Origin of the sequence: Corallococcus exiguus (assembly GCF_009909105.1) — a bacterium.
In the GTDB taxonomy this organism is placed as follows: domain Bacteria; phylum Myxococcota; class Myxococcia; order Myxococcales; family Myxococcaceae; genus Corallococcus; species Corallococcus exiguus.
The window spans coordinates 1-23,648 of sequence record NZ_JAAAPK010000016.1; the positions used below are offsets into that span (position 1 = coordinate 1).

Below are 23,648 nucleotides of genomic sequence, written 5' to 3' on the forward strand. Positions count from 1 at the left end.
TGTCCTCTCCTTCATCCGCTCCTTCTTGGCCGCTGCCTCAAGCCCCGCGCTCGCCTCCTCCGCACCTGCTTGAGGGACCAGAAATGGCCGCAGTTTGGCGCCTGGAGCGAAGACGCCGTGGAACCTCGTGAGGTTTGCCCGAGGCGGAGGCACCAGGGACGCCAGGCGACGCAGCAACTCCAACCCGGTGAGGAGGAGGTGCGTGGTGCCGTCCGGCAGCGGTCGCTTCATCCGATAGGCGATGCGGCCGTCCTCCGCTCGTGACAGCCGCTCCAGCGCCAGCGCACCGCGCGCCCCGTAGCGGCATCGCCGTTCCAGTCCCTGCCTGTCGTTGGCATGCAGGTGCGTGTTGGCGTGCAGGGAGAAACCCTCCAGCAAGGCGCATCGCGGCTGCTTGTTGGGAGGGGGCCGGACGTCCACCTCCGTCCAGCGCAGCCGTTGCTGCAGGGAGTGCGCCTGGTACGCCTGCAGCGCGTCCTCAGGCCCTTGCGCGGGCAGGGCCCCTCTTTTCTCCAGCAGGCGCAGCACCCGGTGACGCACCACCTTCAGCAGCCCCTTCTCCTTCTGCAGTACCCATCGCACCCGGTGCGGAAAGGACAACGTCCACTGACGGTAGGGCACGTGCGGCAGCACCCGCTCCACCAGGTGCACCGCCGTCACCTGCGCCCGCTTCGCGTTGCAGGAGGGGCACACCCCTCGCCCCTTGCACGAGAAGGCGACGAGCAGTTCGTCCTTACAACTCTCGCAGCGCACCCTCGCGAATCCGTGCACCAGCACGCCGCACTCCAGGTACCTGGCGAAGTCCCGCTCCACGTACCGGGGCAGGCCGCGCCCCACGTCGCTCGCCTCCGCCAGCAGCGTGGCAAGGTTCTCCCTCACCGCCTCGTACAGCACCGTCCCCTCCGGCTGCCTCCGCCGGTACGCCCACCCCCGCTCCTCCACCTGCCCCTCCCCAGCTCCACCTCGCCAGGCCACACGCTACCGTCAGCCTCCCACGGGCTTCTCGTGAGCCCTGCGAGACTGGGGACTCGGGCCGCTCGCGTCCGTGAGCGGGTTGACCCTGGTGGGCCGCATGTGCCCCCAGTGTGCCCCTCCAGCGGGGCTGAGAACGGGACAAGACAGGATGGGGCGGCACAAGAACCGACGTGAGCTAACGGCGATAGCGGGTAACAGCGCGTCCTGCCTGGGGTTTGCAATCGCCTTGCCCACGGGTTCAAGTCCCGTACTCCTCGCCACTGAGAAGGGCCCGGAATCGAAAGGTTCCGGGCCCTTCGCTTTTCCAGCGCCCCTCGGGACGTCCCGGACCGGCAATCGAACGGAGGGGCAGGCGTACACCTCGCGTCCCACCTCCTTCCTTCGGTGAACCCATGCGCCCTTCCCTGTCCCGCCTCGTGCTCGCGGCCATCCTGTTCATCCCGGGAGGTGCGGCCCTCGCGGCGGAGGGGACGAAGAAGCCCGCCACGCAATGGTTGGCCAGCCCTGCTCAGGCGACCCGCGCGGCGCGAGTGGAGGCAGGCCTGGCCCCGGTCGTCATCGAAGGTGAGAAACCCCAGAGCCTGACGCTCCCGCAGTGGATGGCGCTGTACCGGATCCCCGGGCTGAGCATCGCCGTCTTCGACAAGCACTCCATCGTCTGGGCCAGGACCTATGGCGTGAAGGAGGCGGGTGGCTCGGAGCCCGTCACCCTGGAGACGCTGTTCCAGGCGGGCTCCATCAGCAAGCCGGTGACCGCCCTGGCGGCGCTGCACTTCGTCGAGGCCGGCAAATGGTCGCTCGACGAGAACATCAACGACAGGCTGCGCTCTTGGAAGGTCCCCGAGAACGACTTCACGAAGGAGCAGAAGGTCACCCTGCGCCGGCTGCTCAGCCACAGCGCGGGGACGACCGTGCATGGCTTCCCCGGATACTCCGTCGACGCTCCCATGCCCACGCTGGTGCAGGTGCTGGAGGGCGTGGCGCCCGCGAACACCGGCCCGGTTCGCGTCGACCTCATCCCCGGGACGAAGACGCGCTACAGCGGCGGGGGTACGTCCATCGTCCAGCTGATGATGGTGGATCAGCTCCAGAAGCCGTTCCCCCAGGTGATGCGGGAGACCGTGCTGAAGCCGCTCGGCATGAGCAGCAGCTCCTACGAGCAGCCCCTGCCTCCGGTCCTCTCCGCCAGGACCGCGACCGGGACGTACTCCAGCGGGAAGAGCGTCGCGGGCCGCTGGCACGTGTACCCGGAGATGGCCGCGGCCGGACTGTGGACCACGCCGTCCGACCTCGCGCGGGCCGCCCTCGAGGTGTCCAACGCGAAAGCGGGGAAGTCCAAGCGCGTGCTGTCGCAAGCAATGACGAAGCAAATGCTGACGCTGCAGTCGGAGCGGTTCGGGCTGGGCTTCCAGGTGGAACCCGGCACCGACCGCTTCTGGCACGGAGGCGCGGACGAAGGCTTCCAGGCCGCGTTCATGTCCTTCGGTGACACGGGCAGCGGCGTGGTTGTCATGGCCAACTCCGACAACGGCTTCCTGCTCTTCGACCGCCTCATCGCCAGCGTCGCGGCCGAGTATGCCTGGACCGCTTTCAAGCCCGAGCCCGTGTCGCCGTCCGCCCAGGTGGATGTGCTCACGCGGTTCAAGGGCGTCGACACGGCGCTCGCCTGGTACACCGCGAAGCATCGCGAGGGCATGAAGGGCCTGGAGTCGGGGCAGCTGAACCAGCTCGGCTACCGGTTGCTGAGCGACGGCAAGGGCTCGGAAGCGGTGCGGGTGTTCGAAGCGAACGTGAAGCTCTTCCCGACGGATGCGAATGCCTTCGACAGCCTGGGCGAGGCACAGCTCCAGCTGGGACTGAAGGAAGAGGCCATCGCGAGCTACAGGAAGTCACTCGCACTGGACGCGGGCAATGCCAATGCGGTGAAGGTCCTCGAGAAGCTTGGCGTGCCCACCGGAAAGTGAGCGCAGGGCCAGCACCCGCTGCTTGAGGGCTGAGGCAGCGATTGCAGCATCTGCAGCCCTTTGACATCCCGCGCAACTACAGCGAACCTGGAAAGATGAGATTTCCACATGCCTTCGCCCTGACTGTGTCCAGTCTCATTCTCGCCAGCCCGGCCTACGCGGCGCCCACCCAGAACAAGTTCGTCACCATCTTGTATGAGACGTGGGCGGACTATTGGCTGTCCATCTTCGGGCCGGCGAATACGTGGTGCCGGCTACCAGCCCCCTACGACGCGAGCTGCCCGGTGGCGGATCAGTCGGTGGCGGAGTGCCCGTACACGTCCTTCCACTGGTGGGGTGCGCCCGCGCTGTTCAACGGGGACATCAACCAGTACCGCTTCCGCAAGGCGGACGGCACCGCGAACAACGCGCTCATCGACAATCACGCGAGCCTCCTCGCCGCCGCCGGAATCGACTTCATCACCATCGACTACTCGAACAGCAACCTCGTGGACTCGCGTTTCAACAACGCCACCCTCACACTGCTGACACGCTTTCGAGACCGGATGGCCGCGGGCCAGGCCACACCGAAGGTGGCCTTCTTCAACTCGGGGAGTTCGCACTCGACCCTCTACAACACGTTCTACACGGCGTTCCCCGCCAGCCTCTTCTTCCACGTCGGCGGCAAGCCGCTCCTGATGTCCAATGACTGCACCGGAGCGCCCCAGTTCACGTGCAAGCCCATCGCGGGACTGCAAAACAGCACCGCCACCTGGTCGTTCAAGGAGCGCACGCCGCAGCCGTACTACTCGAGCAACGGGTGGCCCGAGGAGATCTCCGTGGTGCCGGCGACCCAGGCGGACTACATCAACAGCTGCCTCGGCAATGCGCTGGGACGCCGTGGTGGGGCCACCCTGAACGAGCAGTGGTCGAGCGTGACGGGCACCAACCCCACCTACGTCTTCGTGACCGGCTGGAACGAGTGGGGCTCGCAGAACGTGAACCCCGGCAACCTGTCCAGCCCGTATCCGCGCCTGCGCCCGCTCCTGACCGACGAGTGGAATCCGGAGTTCTCATCGGACTTCGAGCCGATGTCTGGCGGGCATGGCACGTTCTATTACGACCAGCTCAAGGCGAAGGTGGCGCAGTACAAGCGCAATGCCCCGAACTTCGTGCTCCGGAGCATCAGCTCGGGCAACTGGTTGTTCAAGTACTACGCGGGCGGCAACGACCTCGGGGGCTCGAACTTCACCACGACGTTCCCGTGGGCGGCCGGAAGCCAGTATCAGCCCATCACCGGCGACTTCGACAACGATGGGTACAGCGACATCGCCGTGCGAGATGTGCTCAACGGCGTGTGGCACTTCGCGCGGCGAATCTCTCCGTATGTGTACTCGCACACGGTGAGCTTCACCTGGGCCGCGGGCGCTCAATTCCAGCCCCTCGTCGCCGATTTCGATAACGACGGGCGCACCGACATCGGCCTGCGCGACACCACGACCGGCGCCTGGCACTTCGCCCGCCAGGTCGGGCCCTACACGTACGCGCACAACAACAGCTTCACGTGGGCGGCCGGGGGGAACTACCAGCCTTTCATTGGCGACTTCGATCAGAACGGCCGTACCGACATCGGGCTGCGCGATACCGCCAATGGCGTGTGGTACCTCGCGCACTGGGTCGCCCCCTACGCCTATTCGAACGCACTCACGTTCTCCTGGGCATCGGGTTCGAACTACCAGCCCATCACCGGCGATTGGGACGGAGACAGCAGGCAGGACATCGGCCTGCGTGACTCCACGACGGGAAACATCTTCCTGCTCAACAACAGCGGGACGTTCTCCTTCGGGAATCAGGAAACCTACAGAGGCCCCTCCGGCGGCGACTATCAGCTTCTCATCGCGCCGAATTCGCCGAACGGGCCGTGAGCCCCGGCACTGCCAAAGCGTAGGAGCGAGTTTCCCCAGGGGCCCGGCACTTCTCAAGCGAGGCCGGGGTGAGCGGTGAAGCTTTCGAGCCCCGGGGCCGAGAGGGCATGTCAGACCGGTGAGATGCAATCTCCTCGGCGGGGGCGAGCGGCTCTGGGGAAGGCGGACCCCTCTGACCCGCAGCGCCACGACATGAAACCTTGGAGGCTTGGGACTTGGAAACCCCTGGACGCAGATTCGGAAGCGCCGTGGTCATCGGCAGCAGCATGGCGGGGCTCTTGAGCGCGCGGGTGCTCGCGGACCACTTCGACAAGGTGACGCTGGTGGAGCGGGATGTCCGGGTGGAAGGGCCCGCCGCGCGCAAGGGTGTTCCGCAAGGGTCGCACATCCACGTGCTGTTGGACACGGGCCGACGCATCCTCGACAAGTACTTCCCGGACCTGTTCGAGCAGCTCCAGGTCCAGGGCGCCGAGTTCATCGACTCGAGTGGAGACCTCGCCTGGCACCACTTCGGGGTGTGGAAGCTGCGCCGCACCAGCGGCATCCCCGGGCTGTTGTGCACCCGGCCCCTGCTCGAGTGGAACGTCCTGCGCCGGGTGAAGGCGCGGCCCAACGTAGCGGTGCGCGACGGCTGCTCCATCGAAGGGCTCATCTCCGACGAGAAGGGCACGGGGCGCATCACGGGCGTCCGGGTCAAGACACCCCAGGGCGAGGAGTCGTGGGAGGCGGACCTCGTCGTGGATGCCAGTGGCCGGGGCTCGCGGATGCCTCAGTGGTTGGAAGCCATCGGCTACGCGCGCCCGGAGGAAGAGCAGGTCATCGTGGACCTTTCCTACACGACGTGCCTGCACGAGCCGCCGCCCCACTTCCAGAAGGAATGGAAGGCGCTCTTCCTCTATCCAAGTCCTCCCAAGGCCTGGCGCGCGGGTTTCATCTCACACGTGGAGGGAGGCCGGTGGCTCGTCACCCTCAATGGCTACTTCGGGGAGCACGCGCCCACCGAGTACGCGGGGTTCCTCGAGTACGCGCGCTCACTGACGCGTCCGGACCTGTACAACTCCCTGAAAGAGGCCACGCCGATAGGGCCCATCTCCCAGCACAAGGTGAAGGACTGCCGGTGGCGGCACTACGAGAAGCTGCCCCGCTTTCCCGAGGGGCTGGTCATCCTGGGAGACGCCGCGTGTGCCTTCAACCCCCTCTACGGGCAAGGCATGTCGGTGGCGGGGCTTGGCGCGGAACTGCTGGACACCTGCCTTCGCGAGCAGTCCGAACGAGGCGAGCTATCGGGCCTGGCGCAGCGCTTCCGCGAGCGGCTGCCTGAAGTCATCCGGCTCCCGTGGCTGTTGGGCACGGGCATGGACCTGCTGTATCCGCAGGCCGTCGGGAAGCGGCCCTTCGGGCTGGGCTTGCTGCACTGGTACATCCTGCGGCTGATGGAGCGCACGTCGACCGACGCACACGTCCATCGCCAGTTCTACCGGATACTGCACCTGCACGCGGGGCTGGAGGCGGTTCTCCAGCCCTCCGTGGCATTGCCCGTGTTGGGCCATGGCGTCATGTCGCTCCTCCGCCCTCTCGAGCGGCTGGCGAATACCGAGACACGGCCTCCCCCTCTCACGCCCCCGCACCCAAGCCCTGTCCCGGTCCAGAAGTCCACGGAGTAGCCGCCGCGGCCCGGGCCCTCGATGCGTCAGGAGGTCGCGGGGGCCCTGGCGGCGGCGCGGGCGCGCTTGAGTGCTCGGGCCGTGGCATCCAGGAACTCGTTGCTGGCCTCGGCCGTTTGGACTGGGCGGGGCACGCATTGGATGGACAGGAGCGCTATTTCCTTCAGCAGTCCCCATCGCACCCGGTGCGGAAAGGACAACGTCTACTTACGGTAGGGCACGTGCGGCAGCACCCGCTCCACCAGGTGCACCGCCGTCACCTGCGCCCGCTTCGCGTTGCAGGAGGGGCACACCCCTCGCCCCTTGCACGAGAAGGCGCTGAGAAGGGCCCGGAATCGAAAGGTTCCGAGCCCTTCGCTTGTCTACAGCCCTACCTGGAACAAGAGGATGAGCCGCGAGAAGGAGTCCGTGCCCTCCCGCAGCGCTGGATAGTGGTCCCAGCTGAGCGCGGCCCCCAGCGGACCGAAGTGCAGGTCCGCGAGGAGCCGCAGGCCCGGCCTGGCTTCGGGGAGCACCTGCACCGGTACACCCAGCCCAAGCCCGAAGCTCGGGATGATGACAACCTGGGGCGTCGCATACTGCGTGAGCGGCGTGAGGACGAGTTGGTCTCGAAAGTCCGTCTCCACCGAGAGTGAATGCAGGAAGGACTCGGGCGCGGCGAGCTGGTAGCCGAGCCGTGCCATGAAGCGGGAACCATCCCCGAGCCGTGCGCCCAGGCCCAGTTGCACACCGCCCGGAATCCACCACGGTTGGGGCTTCGTCAGCGTGACGTTGAGCCACTCGGGCGCGCTCTCCGCCGTGAGGATCCGCTCCGCCACCACCTGGTCGCCCTCGTGCCGAAGCCGCCAGCCCGTGGCCACCGGGAGCGTGCGCGCGGATGCGTTTGGGCTGCTGCCCACCTCCCACGCGGAAGGGACACGCACCGTGACGTGGAGCGTGGGGTTGCCCGCCCAGGTCCGGATGGGCCCCAGCAGATAGTCGATGTCCCAGTGCGTGACCCGCGCCGGACTGGGGGACAGCAGTGCGTGGCGCGACTGGACCGCGGGCCACACGTACCCCGAGGGCAGGAAGCGCCGCTCGAGCTGCATCACGCCACGCACCACCAACTCCCCTTCCCGCCCGGGCGGAAGCGTGAGGGTGAAGCCGAAGCGTTCCACCAGGGAATGCGCGGGCCGTCCGAACGCATCCTCCGGCGTGGGGCCCATCGAGGCCGCCTGCCCCTCTGTCACCGGGAGAGGCTCCTCGTCGAAGCGCACGCGGACCTCGCGCGTACGGAGCCCCAGGAACGCGGCATCGATGACCTCCGCCTCGGGGGTCCCGTTGCGCAGCTGGTAGCGCGCCTCGAAGCGGCAGACCGCCTCCTGCTCCGCCTCCGCGCAATCGAAGTCCAGCTTCTCGCTGAGCACCTCCGTGCGCGTGCTCGCGGTCCCCGGTGACAGGGTGAAGGTCGCGGGCGTACGCGTAGAGGCGGCCACGTTGGCGGCAGCGGGCAATGCAGCGAGGAGACACACGAGGGATGCAAGGCGGGCCGCCATGTCCGCCAGTGTCGCTCAAATCCGTGGGAGCACCGAGGCGGTCCTGCTGGAACGGAGCCGCTCGCTCAGAGCTCCACGTCGTAGGCGGCGGCCATCCGGTTGGCGAAGTTCTGGATGTCGGGCGGCGTGTCCGCGTCCAGCGTCACGCGGATGCGCCGCCCCGCGACGACGTAGGTGACCGACCGGGTCTGCGCGTCATGCATGAAGGGCCGAGGTAACGACGGACCGCTCTCCGCCGGGAGCCGGCTGGCCGCGATGAGCAGCGTCGTGAGCCGATGGACGTCCGAGCCTCGCGAGTCGTGCTCGCGGGGACGACGCACCTCGAAGCGGCCATCCGCGAAGACCTCCAGATTGAAGTGCCGCGTGTTGGGCATCCCCGGGGACTTCGACAGCTCGAGCACGACGTCGTCCGCCGGATGGGCGTCCGCGGACAACGACCGTCCCGCCTCCGCCTGTGACTGGATCAACGGAGAGAAGCGGATGAAGTCCGCGAGCGAGCCTTCAACCACTTCGGCCCATGCGCCACGCGACCAACCGTCCACACCTTCGAGACGGTAGAAGAGCTCATCGACGTACCAATGCCGCTCATCCTTCCAGGCGACAACGACGTGCGCGCGAGGAGACGCGGCGTCGAGAAGCGTGATGAACGAGCGCCGCTCGGACTCGTCATGACTGTTGTAGCCGTCGAGACTCCGCGGGAAGAACGCCTTCCGCAGGAAGTCGAAGCCATTGGACTGCGCATCGAAGTATGCGCCCAGCGTCGTCGTGGGCTTCTCTTCGTGGAAGTACGGCAGAAAGGACAGCCTCACGGAGAGGGGATCCACTCCCGCCGGAGGCACGAGTTCGCACCGCTCGACGACGGGCCGACCTCTTCCTGGCGCACCAGAGTCACGAACGGCCTCACGATAGAGTTCGAAACGAGGGCTCGAAGTCTGCTTCACGGGCGCACCTTTTCTTGGGCTCGTGGCCTCCGGGCACATGGAGGCACGACACCCCAGCGAATCCTCCGACTGTGCCATGCAGGAACCGGACGCGGCGATGCCGCGTCAAGAATTGCAGCCGTGATCTTCCAGCGCGTGCTGAAGGCGGCGAACTTCAGGTCCAGCAACTGGGACTTCGCGCGCACGTTCACGCAGCTCAAGCACGATAAGCTCGTCCGCTTCCAGCGTCGGCACGACCACCATGGCCTTCCCATGCTCCCACTCCATGACGGGGCTCCGGAGGCAAGAGGTGGACCGCTAGTTGTAGTCCTCCGTCGGGCGCGCCAGGGGGTTCCTGGGGGGCGGAGACTTCGAAGGGGAGGCGGGTTTGTGGTGCTGGCGCGTGGGCGAGGAGGCCTCCTGCTTCTGAAACTCTTGCATCAAGTTGATGCCCCACAGCCCCATCCAGATGACGAGGAACGCCAACCAGCCCAGAGTCTTCGCGAGCCCTACCTCCTGACCCACGCATTGGTGCCGTTCCGGGTTGTTGGCCAGGTAGAGCACCTCCACCGGGTCCCCCTTCTCGGGAAGGCGGTGGCTCGACCTGGAATCTTCATAACGGCCTCGGATTTCCTCACCGTCCGGCAGATGGAAGACGTATTCCACGACGTCGCTGGTGCCCGAATCTCCCGACGAGTCCCTGTACGCGCGGGTCACCGTTCCATAGGCGTGCAGTCCCTCGTCCCGCAGCTTCAGGGTGAGTTCATGCTGGATCAGCAACTGCACCAGCAGCGCCAGGGGCACGATGAAGGCAAGCCCTACCATCATTATCAAGTTGAACGAGTCAAGCATGGCGTTGCCTTTCAGGATGCAAGGTGCCGTCAGTCGCGGTACTCGCGCAAGGAGCGGTTGCCCCTGGGGGGCGTCGGCCTCGAACAGGCAGGGGCCTCATAGTCGTAGATTTCGCCCGAACGCGTAAGGGTCCTGCGTGGCTCCGGCTGCTGGAGCATGAGCTTGACGAAGTAGCCGCCCGCGCCAATCCAGAGGAGCGAGCACAGCGTTGCGATCATCAACCCGGCCATCGCCGACTCCTCCGGCCCGGCGCGCCGGTGTTGCCGCGGGTCTTGAGGCAGGTAGCGGATGCCCAGGGAGTCTCCCGGCCGGATGTTGCCGCCCGCGGATTCGGACACGACGTACTCGTCGCGGATCTCCTCGCCATCCGGCAATGTGAAGGCGTACCGCACGACGGTTTCGTTCGAGTTCTCCCCCGAACATCTCGTGTACATGCGGACCACCGTGGCCCGAGCATTCCTCCCGGACACGCGGAGTCTCTTGGTGAGCTCGTCGAAGCGCTCGATGAGCGTCAGCATTCCCACGAAGGGGCCGATGAAGGCGCCCCTCCATCATCAAGAAGCCCAGGATGAACATGACGTTGCCTTTCAGGAGGGCTGCGTCTGGGCGGTTCTCCGGGGGCATGGGTACCTGGATGCGGTCCCCCACGCGCAGCCGCTTCCACGGCTTCGATGAAATGTTCCGCCGATGTTCCCGCCGCGTGGTGCCGCCCACGGGCGTGAAGGCATGGATGAGCACGTAATCGCTGTCATCCGTGCCCGCGAGGAACATCTTCTTCACCACCGTGCCTTCCGCAGTCAGCCCCTCGCGCACGATGCGCTGGTCGCGCTGGCAACTCCCCCAGACCGCCACGCTCATGAAGATGCCCATCTCCACGAACGCTCCGCCCAGGACCCGGGCCGCGATGTGGGCCATGCCGTGCCTCCTCCCGTGCCGCGCCCTCTAAGCGGGGGGAGGCCGGCGCGAAATCTAGTAATACTCGCCCTGGGGTTTGAGGGTCCTGGAGGGGGGCGGCTTCGAGGCGGCCTCTCGATTCTGGAACTCCTTCATCAAGGCGAACCCGCCCAACCCCATCCAGCAGACCATGAACACCAGCCAGAGCAGCGTCTTCACGAGCCCCACCTCCTGGCCGACGCACTGGTGCCGGTTCGGATTGTGGGCCAGGTAGAGGACCCCCACCGGGTCTCCCTCATCGGGCAGCCTTGCCAGGGAGCCGGACTCCTCGTAGCGGCCGTGGATCTCCTCGCCACCCGGGAGATGGAAGACGTACTCCACGACGGTGCGGAGCGAATCGTCCGGCGTCCGCTCCTGGTACGCGTGGACCACCGAGCCATGGGCGTGCAGCCCCTCCGCCCGGAGCTTCAGGGTGAGCTCATGGGAGAGCAGCAGATGCACCATCAGGCCCAGCGGGATGATGAAGAAGAACAGCACCAGCATCATCAGGTTGTTGCCGAGGTCCATGGCATCGCCTTTCAGGGGCTCCGTCAGGAGGCGGTTCAACGAGGGTACATGCGTGGAGGATGAGCAGGCATTGCGCGAAATGGCAATCCCGTCCCGCCCCGGCCGTAGGGCCCTGGACCGGGCCCTCCCTAACTCGACGCTGATGGCCGCACGCCGCTGATGGCCGCCGCACGCGTGGGCCGCGCGGACCTGGTGCGCGTGCTGCTGGAGGCCGGCGCCGACCCCGCGCTGCCGGACAACCTGGGCACCCCCCTTCGTCACCGCCGCCGCCTCCGGTCACGTGGAGGTGTGCGCGCTCCTGTTCTCCAAGGCCCCCCGACGAGAAGGGCCTGGCGCGCACGCGGCTCAAGAACCAGGGGCTCACGAAGCTTGAGCCTCCCCGACAAGCGCGCCGTGTTGAGCGTGGCCGGTCCGTTCCAGTGGGCCAGCGTGTCCCCTGCGCCCGCGAGCGAGGCAGCGGGAACAAGCTGAGGACTTGGAGGCCTCCCTCCACAGCCATCCCCTCGGGAAGCCATCCCGGGCCCAGAAGGTATACAGTGTATACCCGCTGGGCCTGACAGGAGGAACACCGCATGGGCGACCGATGGCTGCTACGTGGGGCGGAAGTCATCACCTGCGACCCCGAACACGCGGACCTGCCGCGAGGTGACGTCCTGGTTGAGGACGGGCGCATCGCCGCGATGGGTCCCCAGTTGCACGCCGGGGACTGTCGCGTCGTCGACCTGCGCGGGAAGCTGCTCCTGCCCGGCCTCATCGATGCGCACCGGCACACGTGGCAGACGCCGCTGCGCGCCCTGGGGGCGGACTGGACGGTGATGGACTACCTGGCGGCAGTGCGCGTGAAGCTGTCGCCCGCGTTCCAGCCGGAAGACCTGCATGCCGCCAACCGGGCCGGGGCGCTGGAGGCACTGGACGCGGGCATCACCACGCTCGTGGACTATTCGCACTGCGTGGAGTCCCCCGCGCACGCGGACGCCGCGCTCACCGCGCTGGAGGACTCCGGCATCCGGGCCCTCTTCGCCTACGGCTACGCGGCGGGTCCCCAGGAGAGCACCGCGCTGCCAACCCCCGCGAGCCGGATCCAGGACGCCCGGCGCCTGCGCTCCACCCGGCTGGCCTCCGACAGCGGGCTTGTCCGCATGGGCGTCGCGCTGACGGAGATGCAGGTGCCCTGGGAGCAGAGCCGGGCGGAACTTCTCTCCGCGCGCGAGATGGGCGTCCCCATCACCGCCCACTGCTCCGCGTGGCCCGTATCGGGCCCGAGCGAAGTGCGACGGATGGCGGACGAAGGGCTGCTCGGTCCGGACGTGCTCTTCGTCCACTGCACGTGGAGCTCCGACGAGGACCTGCGGCGCATCGCCGACAGCGGCGGTGCCGTCGCGGTGACGCCGGAGACGGAGCTTCAGATGGGCATGGGCTTCCCTGTCACCGGACGCGCGCTCCGCGCGGGGGTCCGGACGACGCTCGGCTGCGACGTCGTCTCCAGCAACGGCGGGGACCTGTTCACCGCGATGCGGCTGGCCCTCCAGGTGGAGCGGGCCCGGGCCCATGAGAAGGACGGGCTGTCCCGGGTCCTCGCGCTCAAGGCCGCTCGCATGCTGCCGATTGTGACGCTCGACGCCGCGGAGGCCCTGGGGCTGGGACGCGTGACGGGCTCACTGCGGCCGGGCAAGGACGCGGACCTCATCGTCCTCGCCGCCGATGCGCTGAACCTGACGCCGCTCAACCGTCCCCGCGACGCGGTGGTGCTCCAGGCTCATGCGGGCAACGTCGAGTCGGTGATGGTGCGCGGACGGTGGGCGAAGTTCCAGGGCGCCCTGGTGGACGTGGACCTGGCCACGGTCCGGCGCCGGGTCATCGAGGCCCGCGACGCGGTGCTCGCCCGGGTGGGAGGACCGGCCACACTCCTGGGCGGACGGGAGGACCTCTCCGCGCACTGGGACATGGGAGGCGCTGGCGGCACGAAGGACGCGTGACGCGACGCCCACTCAGCGCTGGCGGGGGCGCTTCCGCGCGGGAACCCGCCGTGCGTCGATGCGCCGCTGGATGCCCTCCAGCATGAAGCCGAGGCTCTGCTCGAACTCCCGCTCCACGTCGGTGGCCCGCATGTGCGGCACGCTGTGGGCAAGCCCCGGGTAGTCCCTGGCGGGAAGCGCCTGGGCCGCCGCGAAGAACCGCTCGAACGGCGGCGGCGTCCCCGGTGGCCCCACGTCCCACGGCTCCTGCCGGCGGATGGCTCCGGCCAGCCAGGAGAAGAACGTGTTGTGCAGTGCCCCCGCCTCCTTCCACGGGATGCCGGCGGCGTGAAGTCCACTCACGGTCCGGTCGAGGATGACGAGCGCCGTGTGGACGACAGGGCCTTGCTCCAGCAGGAACTCCATCAACCCCGGGTGCGCCAGCCCCACGGCGCGCAGACGGCCCGCGAGCAGCCGGAGCCACGCCACCGGTTCCTGTGGTTCCGCGGGCAACACCAGACGTTGCTTGCCGGGCAACACCAGACGTCGCTCCGCAGGCAACACCACCGTCTGGAGGATGGTCTCGGCGCACAGGAGCACAAGTGCATCCCGGTTCGCGACATGCTTGTATATCGCCATGGGCGTGACCTGGAGCCGTTCGGCCAGCGTCCGCATGGAGAGCTGTCGCAACCCCTGTTCCCGGACGAGCGCGACGGCGGTCCGCACCACGGTGTCTCGCGACAGCCGCGGCCGACGCACACGTTCTCCTCGAGGATTGCCCGCGCGGAAGGTCATGCGACGGAGCATATCCCGTCCGCCAGAAGCGACCGTGATTCACAAATAAAACGCCCTCCTCAAACCCTGCATCCAGATAATTTCCCATAGACACTGAATTGACATCATTTCACTTCGAGTGCGTCAGTCTTCATGCCAGGATGTGTCTTGTCGCGCCCGGGGATGCGTGGGCCATACAGGCCCCGTCCGAGGAGTGGGCGGACGCAAGAGGGGAAATCATGTTCACTGAAAACACGCATCGCCCAGGGGGGGCGCTGCTCTTGGCGCTCGGGCTGGGAGCATGGGTTGGCTGTGGAAGCGCGCCGGAGGCGTCCATGCCCTCCGAGCAGACACCGCCGGGAGAGCTGCGGCACAGCGAGGCCGAACTCTACGTGGCGTCCTCCACCCTCTGGTGGCCGCTGACCATCCCCGTGTGTTGGGAGAACCCGGCCGCGGGCAACGCCACCCAGCGGCAGTGGGTGCGCGACGCGGTGACGCGCACGTGGGAGGCGAACTCGAGCGTGCGCTTCTACGGCTGGGGGACATGTCCGTCCTCGTCCAGCGGCGTCCGCATCAACATCAGCGACGAGGGCCCGCACGTAAAGGCGCTGGGCAACGGCCTCAACGGCAGGGCCCAGGGCATGGTGCTGAACTTCACGTTCGCCAACTGGAGCCCGTCGTGCGCCAGCAGCCTCAAGTACTGCATCGACGCCATCGCGGTGCATGAGTTCGGCCACGCGCTGGGCTACGCCCACGAGCAGAACCGTCCGGACCGGCCCTCCACCTGCACCGAGCCCGCGCAGGGCTCCTCGGGTGACTGGCTCATCGGGCCGTGGGACCTGGCCTCCGTGATGAACTACTGCAACCCGGCCTGGAACGGGAATGGCAACCTGAGCGCCACGGACGTCCAGGGCGCGAAGATCACCTACGGCATCCCCTGGGAGTCGCTGGGCGGCGGCTTGTCCTCCGGCCCGGCGGCTTCGTCCTGGGGCGCGAACCGGCTGGACGTGTTCGTCCGGGGCCTGGACAACCAGATGCACCACCAGTACTGGGCGGGCGCGGGCTGGAGCGGCTGGGGCCTCCACCCGGGCGTCATCACCTCCGACCCGGCGGCGGTGAGCTGGGGCTCCAACCGCATCGACGTGTTCGCGCGCGGCACGGACAACTCCATGCTCCACAAGGCGTGGGATGGCTCCTCCTGGAGCCCCTGGTATTCGCAGGGCGGCGGCTTCAACTCCGGCCCGGCCGTGGCGTCCTGGGGCGCGAACCGGCTGGACGTGTTCGGCCAGGGCCTGGACAACCAGCTTTACCACCAGGCCTGGACGGGCTCGGGCTGGACGTCATGGACGGTGATTCCGGGCGTCGTGACGTCGGATCCGGCCGCGGTGAGCTGGGGACCCAACCGCATCGACCTGTTCGCCAGGGGCTCCGACAACACCTTCCTCCACAAGTACTGGAATGGCACGGCCTGGAGCGGCTGGGGCTCGCTGGGCGGCACCTTCACCTCCGCTCCGGCGGCGGTCTCTCGCGGCGTGAACCAGCTGGAGGTATTCGGCCGGGGCTTGGACAACAGCCTCTGGGTCAACACGTGGACGGGCTCCAGTTGGACCGGCTGGAACTGGCTCGGCGGTGAGATGACCTCCGCGCCCGATGTCGCGAGCTGGGGTCCCGGCCGGATGGATGTCTTCTATCGCGGCACGGACAACACCTTGCGGCACTCCTGGTACGTCAACGGCTGGTAGCGCCCCGCCATCGCCAGAGCCCGTGGACCCTCATGGGCTCCGGCACGGAGGCCACTCCAGCTGACGGACAACGCCGACGCCATCTATCTGCACGGGCTGGCGTCCTTCGTGGCCGGAAAGGACGCGGACCGCATCCTGCGCGAGGCCCTGGCCAAGGTGCCGGACAACGCAATGGTGCGCATCGCCCTGGCCAAGGTGCGCCGGCGGATGGGCGACGACGCGGAGGCCCAGAAGCTGCTGGAGGCCGCCCACGCCAGCGATCCGTTCGACGTGGGCGCGGCCAACGACCTGGCCGTGCTGCTGATGTCGAAGCCCGAGGGCGCGGCCAACGCCCGCGCGGTGCTGGCTCCAGCGCTCAAGGCGCACCCGGACGACGCGGGCCTGCACCTCAATCAGGCTCTGGCGCTGGCGGACACCGACAAGGCCCAGGCCAGCACACACGCACAGAAGGCCCAGGCCAGCACCGACAAGCACATCCGCGAGAAGGCGGACCGGCTCGTGGCTGCGCTGAAGGGCAAGTAGTCCTCCACGCTCGGGGCTGCTGTTCTCTTCGGCGGCCGCGCAATGGCGGCTGCCGTGACGGGTTGATCCCAAGCACCCCATCCGTCTCCGCGGACTCGATGCTGGAGGCAGACGGTTCGAGACGCGCAACGACCCGCGGGACATGAGTCCCGGGGGGAAGCGGCCGCGTGTCACGTCGGTGCAGAAGATGCTGCTGCACGTACCGGCGACCGTTCACGCTTCCTCATCGGGAGACTCCGTCAGCCCAGCCCTCCAGGCGTTATTGGCAGCCATCGCCACCTGGATTTGTCTGGCTTTCAGGCGTGAGCGGCGGGAACGAATTGGAAGAACTCGTGTTTCGCGGCTTCGTTTCCCAGGCAGGGCCCGCTTCTGGGCTTTGGTGTGAGCGGAAACAACGCTCAAGGCGTGTGGAGGCCTCGGGGTCCCCCAAAAATGAAACCGGGCTGGGAACGCTCGCGCAGAGGTGGCCACGGGCACATGATGTTCCCTGGAGGTCACACGTGAGGCGCAGGTGGCGACAAAGGGCGTTCGCGCAGGTGGTGATGGCGGTGCTGGCGGCAGGTTGCGGCGCATCGAATGGTTCAAAGCCCCCGGATGAGCTTCCCCGCGACTGCGTTCCCTCCGGCGGTGCCACGGGCGCCCCCGGAACCATCGAGGAGGCGGTGGCGCTCATCAACTCCCTGCCCCGCCCCACTTCCGTGGCCTGCCTCGTGGAGAGTCTGGACCGGCCCCTGCGGCTGAGTGCCTCGGAGAGCGACTTCAGCGCGCAACCCGCGCATGGCCGGCGCAGCCCCCGCATCTTCCTGTTCTCGGGCTCCCTCATCCTCTCGGTCGTCCCCGACGGCCCGGGAGCGGAGGTCGTCGAGTTCAGCCAGCTCGACGCCTCCGGCCGCTCCATCAAGGGAGAACTGGCCTTCCCCATCGAAGCCGAGGTGCCCCCCGAGGCTCCGTACACGAAGGTCATGTTCCAGCCCGACCTCACCGTCTGCGCGTTCTGTCACGCGGACGAGAAGCCCGCGCATCGCGTGGGTAACGCGTGGGCCTACTCCTCCCAGGCGCTGCGCCCGGTGGACTCCTCGCTCGTCCCGATCGAAGAGCTCCAGCGGGAAGCCTCCACCTGCGACACATCCGTCGAACCCGAGCGTTGCCGACTCCTTCAGGAACTCTTCGAGCACGGCATGCCACGCGCCCACGCCTTTCCCTCGTCACTCCCGACCTTCCCCTGATTCATGCGTCGGCGGATTGGGTCGGAGTCCAGAGTGCGCTGGCGCTGGGAAGGGCGCGATTTCACGGTGCAGAGCCGCTGAGGCGGGCGTGTTAGCGTTCCGCGCGATGAGCGGGCAAAAAGGGACGATTGTCGAACTCAACCCCATCGACGCCCTCGGGTGGATCGAGCTCGACGAAGGCGGTCGGGTGCGCTTCGGCGGCACCGCGCTCAAGAGCTTCGCCGTGAACCCCTCGGTCGGCACCCGGGTCGAGGTGCACGGCACCGTGCCGGGCTACAAGGGCGTGCCCAAGGCGGTGATGGTGACGCCGCTCGTCGTCGCGCCCGCGGCCACCGAGGAGCCCAAGGCCGAGCCGAGCAGCGCGCAGGAGGAGACCCCATGGCCGACCTTCGTGCGCGAGCACCCGCGCTGGAGCGACGCCGCCGAGACCTGCGTGCCCTGCGCGCGCAAGGCGCCTCGCCCCGAGCTCCCCGAGCACCCGCTGTTCGCGCCCTGGCTCCGCGAGCTCCGCGAGACCGCGCCAACCTGCGTCGATCTGAAGGTGCCGCATTACCTGAAGCCCGAGAGCTTCGATCCCGGTCCCGGCGATTGCTTCGCGCACGGCTCCGTCGCCTGGCTCGACGAGCCGCGCTGGCCGAGCTGCGGCGTCTGCGCTCGCCCGCTGGAGATGTGCGTCCAGCTCACGCCGGCCGTGCTCGCGGACTTCCTCCCCGGCGGCCGCGGCCTCGCCGCGCTCTTCTGCTTTCACTGCGGCGTCGCGAAGAACAGCGATCCGCGCGTCGCGTACGTACGCCTGGTGGAGCCGAGGCACCGCGTGACCGGCCCCGAGGCGTGGCAATCGGCGTCGAGTGGCTGGCGGCGCGAGAGCCAGCGGGTGACTCCGGCGTCCCCGGCAACCGGGCTGCCGCCGGCGAGCTGGTACCGCTATCGCTCGGAGATCACGCCGGAGACCGCGTCGAGCGCGCTCTTCGGCTTCGATGCGCTCGATCTCGACGGGCCGTTCCCCAAGGGCTTCGATCCGGATCAGCTCGAGGAGGTCGGAGAGGAGTACGACGACTGGCTCGCGCAGCAGCGCGGCGGCGCGAGGTGGGGCGGAGCTCGCCTCGGCGGCGTGGCGCGCTGGGATCAGGCCGACGCGACGCCGAGCTGCGCGCACGGCGAGATGCCACACCTGCTCGACTACGAGGGCGGGCAGTTCCTCGACGGGGCGCTGCACGTGTTCTCGTGCCGCGAGCGGGTCTGCGAGCTGGCGTTCGTCGCGGAGTTCTGAGGCGCCTGCGCTCGAACGTCACTTGCTCCCTCAAGCGGGGGCGGAGCCGGGGCTGGAGGAGAGCCCGGCCCAGCTGGCGACGGTGGAGTCGACGAGGGAGCGCACGCCGCGATTGGATTCGGCGGGACTGCTGCGCCGGACGTTCGCGCTGGATGTCTTCGCCTGCCTCATCGTGCGTCGCGCCGCGGTTCCTCCTGGGCTCCTGAGGGATCCTCGCGGCGCTTCCATGGTGTGATGGCTCCCGGAAGGGAGCACCGGGACATGGTGGAGAAGCAGGACTGGGGGAGGGATGCCTCCGCGCAAGAAGTGTGGGCCCACGTGGAGGCGGCGGGGACGCCCGGATGGCGACACGAGCTGGCCTCCTGGTGGCGGGGAGTTTCCGAGAAGGGCGTCCGCTTCCACGAGGGAGACCTGGAGGCCGACTCGCTCGTCATCGGCCCCCGGCCGCTGGTTGTCTCTGGCAGCGTCCGGCTGAAGGGCCTGCTCGAGGACGGCCACGCGGCGGACCACACCCTCCTGGTGGTGCTGGGAGATTTGGAAGTGGAGAACGTGGCGACGTTCTCCGCCATGTTCATCGCGGGCAACGTCCGGATCCGGGGGCTGCTCTTCGGCGACTCGTATGGGGATGACGTCTTCTGTGTCGGCGGTGGGCTGAAGGCGCGCACCCTCGTCGAGCAGCACCACCACCTCTGGGTGTTTGGTCCGCTGGACGTGGACGCGCTCGTGGGCGACAAACTCACCGCGACGGAGAAGCCCCGCAGGAAGCTGGAGCCGCACGAGGCGCTCCTGCCGGGGGCCTTCACCGTGGAGGACGAGGACGAGGGCGACGTCACCGACTCGACGGTGGACCGGAAGGGGCTCCTCACGATGCTGCGAGCGGGGAGTCCCCTGCTGGCGGACACCCGGCTTGGCCCGGTGGAGAAGGCCATCGCCGCCGTGAAGGAGCAGGCGGCGCGGGGCAAGAAGGCGACGCGACTGGGGCTCGCGCAGAAGAAGCTGAAGGCCATCCCCGAGGAGGTTTTCTCCCTCACCGGGCTGGAGAGCCTCAACCTGGACACCAACGACATCGCGGAGATTTCCCCGCGCATCGGCGAGCTGGAGGCACTGAAGAACCTCAGCCTGGAGAGCCTGCCGCTGACGACGCTTCCGGTGGAGCTCTGCCGCCTCCCCGCGCTGAAGAAGTTGAGCCTCCGCTACTGCAACAACCTCACCCGGCTCCCAGACGCGTTCGGCGAGCTGGAGGCACTGGAGGAGCTGTACCTGGACGCGATGGCGCTGGAGGGTTTCCCCGAGGTGCTGACGCGGCTGCCTCGGCTGAAGAAGCTCTGGTTCTGGCGCTTCTTCAAGATGACACCGGGCCGGGTCCAGGTCCTGGTGGACGGGCTTGGGCGGATGCCGACGCTGACGCACGCCGGCTTCTTCCAGGGGGAGCTGTCCGCGTTGCCGGGGGGACTCGCGCCACTCGCCCGGCTCAAGCAGTTCAAGCTGGGGCTGGACCGCGTCCCGGAGCCGGAGGTGAAGCGGCTGGAGGCGGCGCTGCCTCCCGGACGGCTGCACGTGGGGTACTGAACCGTTGAGGGACGCCTTGGCCCTCCGGGAGCGACGACGGCTTCGTGCCCCGAGGTGACTTATGACGTGGTAGCGACGGCAGAGCGTGCCCGGTCTCGCCGTGGGCGTCGTGAGTCACGGGCGGGTCGTGCTGGCGAAAGGGTATGGCTTCGCGAACCTGGAGCACCAGGTCCCCGTGGAGACGGAGACCCTCTTCCAGTCCGGCCCCGTGGGGAAGTGAAGTTGCCCCGGTTCCGCAGAGCGTTCCGCGCTTTCGCCCTCAAGCGGCAGCGCGGTGCTCCTTCTCGTAACCAGCGGGCGACTCGTAGTCGAGCGCGGGCCCGCTACAGCAGCCCGTCCAACCAGGTGAGCTGCGCGTCAATCGTCTCTGAAATGGCGAGCGGCTGATCCGACGTGCTCGGGTCGGTGTACGGATTGCCAATCTCCTTGTGCTGCCACTTCACCCAGGTCTGCTTGTACCAGCCCCAGTCCAGGTCGGTGCCCGTCGAGGGAGGCGTGGCGCCCGCGTACCCGGAGAAGGCGCGGATGCCGGTGGCTGGCGCGACCTCCTGGCCCCCCACCACCTGATACAGGTGCAGCCGCTCGCGGCGGGGGAACTGGGAGGACAGGTTGGTGGCCCACGCGCCGTAGAACGTGCCCCAGGGGCGCACGGGGTTGTTCACCTTGGTGTCGAACGTGCCCAGCTCGCCCTGGCTGTTCCTGCACACGCCATCCAGCGACGACACGTAGACGGTGATGCCATCCAGCGCCGTGTTGGCGCGGAGCGCCTGGGCAATTCGCATCACCAGACACCCGCCGCGGGAGCTCCCCGCCAGGTAGATGGACCGCGTCTCGGGTCGGACCTGGGCCTGGAGCCAGTGGACGAACCCGTTGACGATGCGCTGCTTCGTGTCGCTGTCGAACAGGTGGTCGAAGTTGTTGTCGTTGACCACGGACAGGTGCGTCCTCCCCGCCGGAAACCAGCCCAGGGCATTGAGCTTCATGGCCAGGGAGCGGCCATCCAGGACCACGTTGGCGCAGGAGACGCCGTCACAGGACGCGTCCCAGTTGGAGGACTGGCCCGTCACGCCGCTGGAGTGCCCGCTGCTCGAGATCTTCTGCCCGGCGGTCATGAAGACGATGGCCTCGCGCACGCTCGGGGCCTCCACCTGGGCGATGCGGATGGCGTGCAGTGTGCTGTCGGAGGCACCGGCCGCGCGGAACTGCTCGAAGCCCGGCGCCGCCTGGTAGCCACCGGAGGCGTCCTTGTAGACGACGCGCCGTGACACCACCGTCCGGCTGTTCCCGTTGGGATAGGCCAGCGCCTGGGATTGTGAGTCCAGGGTCACCTGGGGCTCTCCGGGCAAGTCCTCCGGCCCTGGCGGAGCACAGCCCGTGAGAGTGCCAACCAGCGCCAGGGCAACGCCTGCCCAGAGGGAGATGCGACGAGGGATACCCGAGGTGTGGACCATGGACTGCTCCTGGATTCTGGAGGGAGCCGCGCGGAGCGCAGCGGGGGGCATGTCAGACCAGAACCCGACCGTCAGCGAGTTGTTCGCCGCCGAAAAGTGGTCCTGTGCGACGTATGCCTCCCTCCATGCGGACGCAGGTGTGCAGTCGCTGCTCCACGCGCCGAGGAGCTTGACGAAGAAGGAGAGCGATTGAGTCTTTTCTGTTCGGGACATCATCGGGAAGCGCGGAGCCGGCCGGCAGGTCCCCGGTCATCGTCCGCAGTTGCTGGCAGGAGGCCGGTTGCCCCGAAGGGCTGGTGCTGCACTCGGACAACGGCGGCCCCATGAAGGGCGCCACCCTGCTGGCCACGCTGCAATGGCTGGGCATCACCCCGCCCGTCAGCCGGCCCCGCGTCTCGGACGACAACGCCTTTTCCGAGGCCCTCTTTCGTATCCTGAAGTACCGCCACTCCTTCCCCCACCGCGCCTTCGCCTCCAGCCAGGACGCGAAGGGGGGGGTGGCGCGTTTCGTCGCCTGGTACAACACCGAGCAACTGACGGCCTTCGTCCGCCACTCCGTCCAGGAACTCATGTCTTGGCGTGGAGTCGCTTGCGACGCCGCCACCAGGCTGTGGCCATGCAGTGCCACTACCAAGCCTGTGAGGCGCGGTTCAAACTGCGGATGTAGGACCAATCCCGACGACCAGATCAGCAGCCATCCGTCATGGGCAGGTCGGGGCCGTCTCTTTCATCCAGTTCTTCGGCTCGGCCTTGCAGGTGACGCCGCACTTCCACTCGCTGGTGCCGGACGGCATCTTCGTGCCAGGGGAGGACGGCGTGCGCTTCGAGGCGTTGCCGCCACCCACGCAAGCAGAGGTGGAGCGGTTGCTGAGGGTGGTACGTCACCGGGTGCTGCGCCTGCTGGAGAAAAGAGGGGCCCTGCCCGCGCAAGGGCCTGAGGACGCGCGGCAGGCGTACCAGGCGCATTCCCTGCAGCAGCGGCTGCGCTGGACGGGGGTGGACGTGCGGCCCCCTCCCCGAAAGCAGCCCCGGTGCGCCTTCCTGGAAGGCTTCTCCCTGCATGCCAATACGCACCTCCATGCCAACGACAGGCAGGGGCTGGAGCGGCTGTGCCGCTATGGGGCGCGTGGCGCGCTGGCGCTGGAGTGACTGTCGCGTATGGAGGATGGCCGCCTCGCGTACCGGATGAAGCATCCGCTGCCCGACGGCACTACGCGCCTCTTCTTCACCGGGCTGGAGCTCCTCCGTCGTCTGGCGTCGCTGGTGCCTCCGCCTCGGACAAACCTCACAAGGTTCCACGGCATCTTCGCTCCAGGCGCGAAAGTGCGGCCATTTCTGCTCCCTCAAGCGGGGGCGGAGCCGGGGCTGGAGGAGGCGAGCCCGGCCCAGGCTGCGACGGTGGAGTCGACGATGGAGCGCACGCCGCGATTGGATTGGGCGGGACTGCTGCGCCGGACGTTCGCGCTGGATGTCTTCGCCTGCTCTCGGTGTGGAGGCCGTAGGAGGGCGCTGGCATACCTGACGGCCCCCGGTGGGGGGCGCGCCATTCTGGAACACCTGGCATTGCCCTCGCGGCCTGCGAAGCTGGCCCTGGCACAGGGTCCACCCCAGAGCGCGTGGTGTTGAGCTCAAGCACCCACAGTGACCTGGAAGCCCACGCCCTTGCGGCCTGCCGCCTGGCTGGGCCGCTTGGGCCGGCATGTGCCCCGAGGGGCGGTACGGCCTCTGCTCCGGCCCGGCGCACAGCCCGCGCGTCACCCTCCAGCGGCCCTTCTTGACCCCTCTTCACCAGCCCGCCGCCCTCAACAGGGCCCCTATCCGTCCTATACTTGACAGATTGCCGGCGGCCTCCTCGTCGCTGGCG

The 23,648-nt window shown here is 68.1% G+C and carries 21 protein-coding genes and 3 pseudogenes; 14 read left to right on the forward strand and 10 right to left on the reverse strand.

Annotated features, from left to right (window positions below; all coding sequences use genetic code 11):
- Positions 1-942 (reverse strand): transposase (locus GTZ93_RS42520; protein WP_222595369.1); only part of this gene is annotated, 942 nt, incomplete at its 3' end.
- A gap of 425 nt (positions 943-1,367) precedes the next feature.
- Between GTZ93_RS42520 and GTZ93_RS39270 the strand changes: the two genes are divergently transcribed.
- From GTZ93_RS39270 to GTZ93_RS39280, 3 genes are all read left to right on the forward strand, one after another.
- The gene (locus GTZ93_RS39270) at positions 1,368-2,939 is read left to right on the forward strand and encodes a serine hydrolase (RefSeq protein ID WP_139922798.1); all 1,572 of its coding nucleotides are present in this window, start codon (positions 1,368-1,370) and stop codon (positions 2,937-2,939) included.
- A 95-nt stretch (positions 2,940-3,034) separates the two neighbouring features.
- Positions 3,035-4,843, forward strand: coding sequence for an FG-GAP repeat domain-containing protein (locus GTZ93_RS39275; protein ID WP_139922795.1), 1,809 nt, complete (start codon positions 3,035-3,037; stop codon positions 4,841-4,843).
- A 215-nt stretch (positions 4,844-5,058) separates the two neighbouring features.
- The gene (locus GTZ93_RS39280) at positions 5,059-6,507 is read left to right on the forward strand and encodes an FAD-dependent oxidoreductase (protein WP_139922792.1); all 1,449 of its coding nucleotides are present in this window, start codon (positions 5,059-5,061) and stop codon (positions 6,505-6,507) included.
- Positions 6,508-6,710: 203 nt separating this feature from the next.
- On the opposite strand, the pseudogene GTZ93_RS39285 reads toward GTZ93_RS39280, so the two are convergent.
- The 7 genes and pseudogenes from GTZ93_RS39285 to GTZ93_RS39315 all read right to left on the reverse strand — a co-directional run.
- Positions 6,711-6,815 (reverse strand): annotated as a pseudogene (locus GTZ93_RS39285) (hypothetical protein); the annotation flags it as partial.
- A 54-nt stretch (positions 6,816-6,869) separates the two neighbouring features.
- Positions 6,870-8,042, reverse strand: a complete 1,173-nt coding sequence (locus GTZ93_RS39290; protein WP_257979490.1) for a hypothetical protein — start codon at positions 8,040-8,042, stop codon at positions 6,870-6,872.
- Between the two features lie 65 nt (positions 8,043-8,107).
- On the reverse strand, positions 8,108-8,851 hold the full coding sequence (locus GTZ93_RS39295; protein WP_139922789.1) for a hypothetical protein: 744 nt from the start codon (positions 8,849-8,851) through the stop codon (positions 8,108-8,110).
- 237 nt (positions 8,852-9,088) lie between these two features.
- Positions 9,089-9,250, reverse strand: a complete 162-nt coding sequence (locus GTZ93_RS39300) for a hypothetical protein (protein WP_161663321.1) — start codon at positions 9,248-9,250, stop codon at positions 9,089-9,091.
- A 30-nt stretch (positions 9,251-9,280) separates the two neighbouring features.
- On the reverse strand, positions 9,281-9,814 hold the full coding sequence (locus tag GTZ93_RS39305) for a DUF3592 domain-containing protein (RefSeq protein ID WP_161663322.1): 534 nt from the start codon (positions 9,812-9,814) through the stop codon (positions 9,281-9,283).
- Positions 9,815-9,843: 29 nt separating this feature from the next.
- Entirely contained in the window at positions 9,844-10,332 is a 489-nt protein-coding gene (locus GTZ93_RS39310) for a DUF3592 domain-containing protein (protein WP_139919181.1), read from the reverse strand.
- 451 nt (positions 10,333-10,783) lie between these two features.
- Positions 10,784-11,275 carry a DUF3592 domain-containing protein gene (locus tag GTZ93_RS39315; protein ID WP_139919182.1) on the reverse strand — a complete coding sequence of 164 codons (492 nt, stop codon included), beginning with the start codon at positions 11,273-11,275 and terminating at the stop codon, positions 10,784-10,786.
- Between the two features lie 159 nt (positions 11,276-11,434).
- On the opposite strand from GTZ93_RS39315, the gene GTZ93_RS42525 reads away from it, so the two are divergent.
- Complete coding sequence (locus GTZ93_RS42525) at positions 11,435-11,746, forward strand: ankyrin repeat domain-containing protein (protein WP_139919183.1); 312 nt, start codon at positions 11,435-11,437, stop codon at positions 11,744-11,746.
- A 101-nt stretch (positions 11,747-11,847) separates the two neighbouring features.
- Positions 11,848-13,251: an amidohydrolase family protein gene (locus tag GTZ93_RS39325; RefSeq protein ID WP_139919184.1), complete on the forward strand. Its 1,404-nt coding sequence runs from the start codon at positions 11,848-11,850 to the stop codon at positions 13,249-13,251.
- A gap of 12 nt (positions 13,252-13,263) precedes the next feature.
- Here GTZ93_RS39325 and GTZ93_RS39330 read toward each other — a convergent pair whose 3' ends face one another.
- Positions 13,264-13,989 carry a TetR/AcrR family transcriptional regulator gene (locus GTZ93_RS39330; protein WP_161663323.1) on the reverse strand — a complete coding sequence of 242 codons (726 nt, stop codon included), beginning with the start codon at positions 13,987-13,989 and terminating at the stop codon, positions 13,264-13,266.
- A gap of 350 nt (positions 13,990-14,339) precedes the next feature.
- Here GTZ93_RS39330 and GTZ93_RS39335 point away from each other — a divergent pair, with 350 nt between their 5' ends.
- From GTZ93_RS39335 to GTZ93_RS39365, 7 genes are all read left to right on the forward strand, one after another.
- A complete protein-coding gene (locus GTZ93_RS39335; RefSeq protein ID WP_139919186.1) occupies positions 14,340-15,746 on the forward strand; it encodes a M12 family metallopeptidase in 1,407 nt (468 codons plus the stop codon).
- A 108-nt stretch (positions 15,747-15,854) separates the two neighbouring features.
- Entirely contained in the window at positions 15,855-16,268 is a 414-nt protein-coding gene (locus tag GTZ93_RS39340) for a tetratricopeptide repeat protein (protein ID WP_257979235.1), read from the forward strand.
- A 500-nt stretch (positions 16,269-16,768) separates the two neighbouring features.
- Complete coding sequence (locus GTZ93_RS39345) at positions 16,769-17,494, forward strand: hypothetical protein (protein WP_139919187.1); 726 nt, start codon at positions 16,769-16,771, stop codon at positions 17,492-17,494.
- An 88-nt stretch (positions 17,495-17,582) separates the two neighbouring features.
- Entirely contained in the window at positions 17,583-18,764 is a 1,182-nt protein-coding gene (locus GTZ93_RS39350) for a hypothetical protein (RefSeq protein WP_139919188.1), read from the forward strand.
- 22 nt (positions 18,765-18,786) lie between these two features.
- On the forward strand, positions 18,787-18,999 hold the full coding sequence (locus GTZ93_RS43115; RefSeq protein ID WP_257979236.1) for a hypothetical protein: 213 nt from the start codon (positions 18,787-18,789) through the stop codon (positions 18,997-18,999).
- Positions 19,000-19,025: 26 nt separating this feature from the next.
- Positions 19,026-20,333 (forward strand): leucine-rich repeat domain-containing protein, encoded by a 1,308-nt coding sequence (locus tag GTZ93_RS39360; protein WP_139919189.1) that lies wholly within the window; start codon positions 19,026-19,028, stop codon positions 20,331-20,333.
- Between the two features lie 85 nt (positions 20,334-20,418).
- Positions 20,419-20,553: a serine hydrolase gene (locus tag GTZ93_RS39365; RefSeq protein WP_257979238.1), complete on the forward strand. Its 135-nt coding sequence runs from the start codon at positions 20,419-20,421 to the stop codon at positions 20,551-20,553.
- A gap of 103 nt (positions 20,554-20,656) precedes the next feature.
- Here the strand turns inward: GTZ93_RS39365 and GTZ93_RS39370 are convergent, their stop codons facing one another.
- Entirely contained in the window at positions 20,657-21,661 is a 1,005-nt protein-coding gene (locus GTZ93_RS39370; RefSeq protein ID WP_257979239.1) for a hypothetical protein, read from the reverse strand.
- 416 nt (positions 21,662-22,077) lie between these two features.
- On the opposite strand from GTZ93_RS39370, the pseudogene GTZ93_RS42395 reads away from it, so the two are divergent.
- Together GTZ93_RS42395 and GTZ93_RS43120 are read left to right on the forward strand one after the other, a co-directional pair.
- Positions 22,078-22,341, forward strand: a pseudogene (locus tag GTZ93_RS42395) (integrase core domain-containing protein); the annotation flags it as partial.
- A 199-nt stretch (positions 22,342-22,540) separates the two neighbouring features.
- Positions 22,541-23,410: pseudogene (locus GTZ93_RS43120) on the forward strand (transposase).
- The last annotated feature ends 238 nt before the right edge of the window (positions 23,411-23,648 follow it).

What these genes read in the sequence shown, in the direction of transcription:
- GTZ93_RS39270 (WP_139922798.1), top strand. Translation starts at nt 1,368, where the DNA reads ATGCGCCCTTCCCTGTCCCGCCTCGTGCTCGCGGCCATCCTGTTCATC.
- GTZ93_RS39275 (WP_139922795.1), top strand. Translation starts at nt 3,035, where the DNA reads ATGAGATTTCCACATGCCTTCGCCCTGACTGTGTCCAGTCTCATTCTC.
- GTZ93_RS39290 (WP_257979490.1), bottom strand. Translation starts at nt 8,042, where the DNA reads ATGGCGGCCCGCCTTGCATCCCTCGTGTGTCTCCTCGCTGCATTGCCC.
- GTZ93_RS39300 (WP_161663321.1), bottom strand. Translation starts at nt 9,250, where the DNA reads ATGGAGTGGGAGCATGGGAAGGCCATGGTGGTCGTGCCGACGCTGGAA.
- GTZ93_RS39305 (WP_161663322.1), bottom strand. Translation starts at nt 9,814, where the DNA reads ATGCTTGACTCGTTCAACTTGATAATGATGGTAGGGCTTGCCTTCATC.
- GTZ93_RS39310 (WP_139919181.1), bottom strand. Translation starts at nt 10,332, where the DNA reads ATGCTGACGCTCATCGAGCGCTTCGACGAGCTCACCAAGAGACTCCGC.
- GTZ93_RS39315 (WP_139919182.1), bottom strand. Translation starts at nt 11,275, where the DNA reads ATGGACCTCGGCAACAACCTGATGATGCTGGTGCTGTTCTTCTTCATC.
- GTZ93_RS42525 (WP_139919183.1), top strand. Translation starts at nt 11,435, where the DNA reads ATGGCCGCCGCACGCGTGGGCCGCGCGGACCTGGTGCGCGTGCTGCTG.
- GTZ93_RS39325 (WP_139919184.1), top strand. Translation starts at nt 11,848, where the DNA reads ATGGGCGACCGATGGCTGCTACGTGGGGCGGAAGTCATCACCTGCGAC.
- GTZ93_RS39335 (WP_139919186.1), top strand. Translation starts at nt 14,340, where the DNA reads ATGCCCTCCGAGCAGACACCGCCGGGAGAGCTGCGGCACAGCGAGGCC.
- GTZ93_RS39360 (WP_139919189.1), top strand. Translation starts at nt 19,026, where the DNA reads ATGGTGGAGAAGCAGGACTGGGGGAGGGATGCCTCCGCGCAAGAAGTG.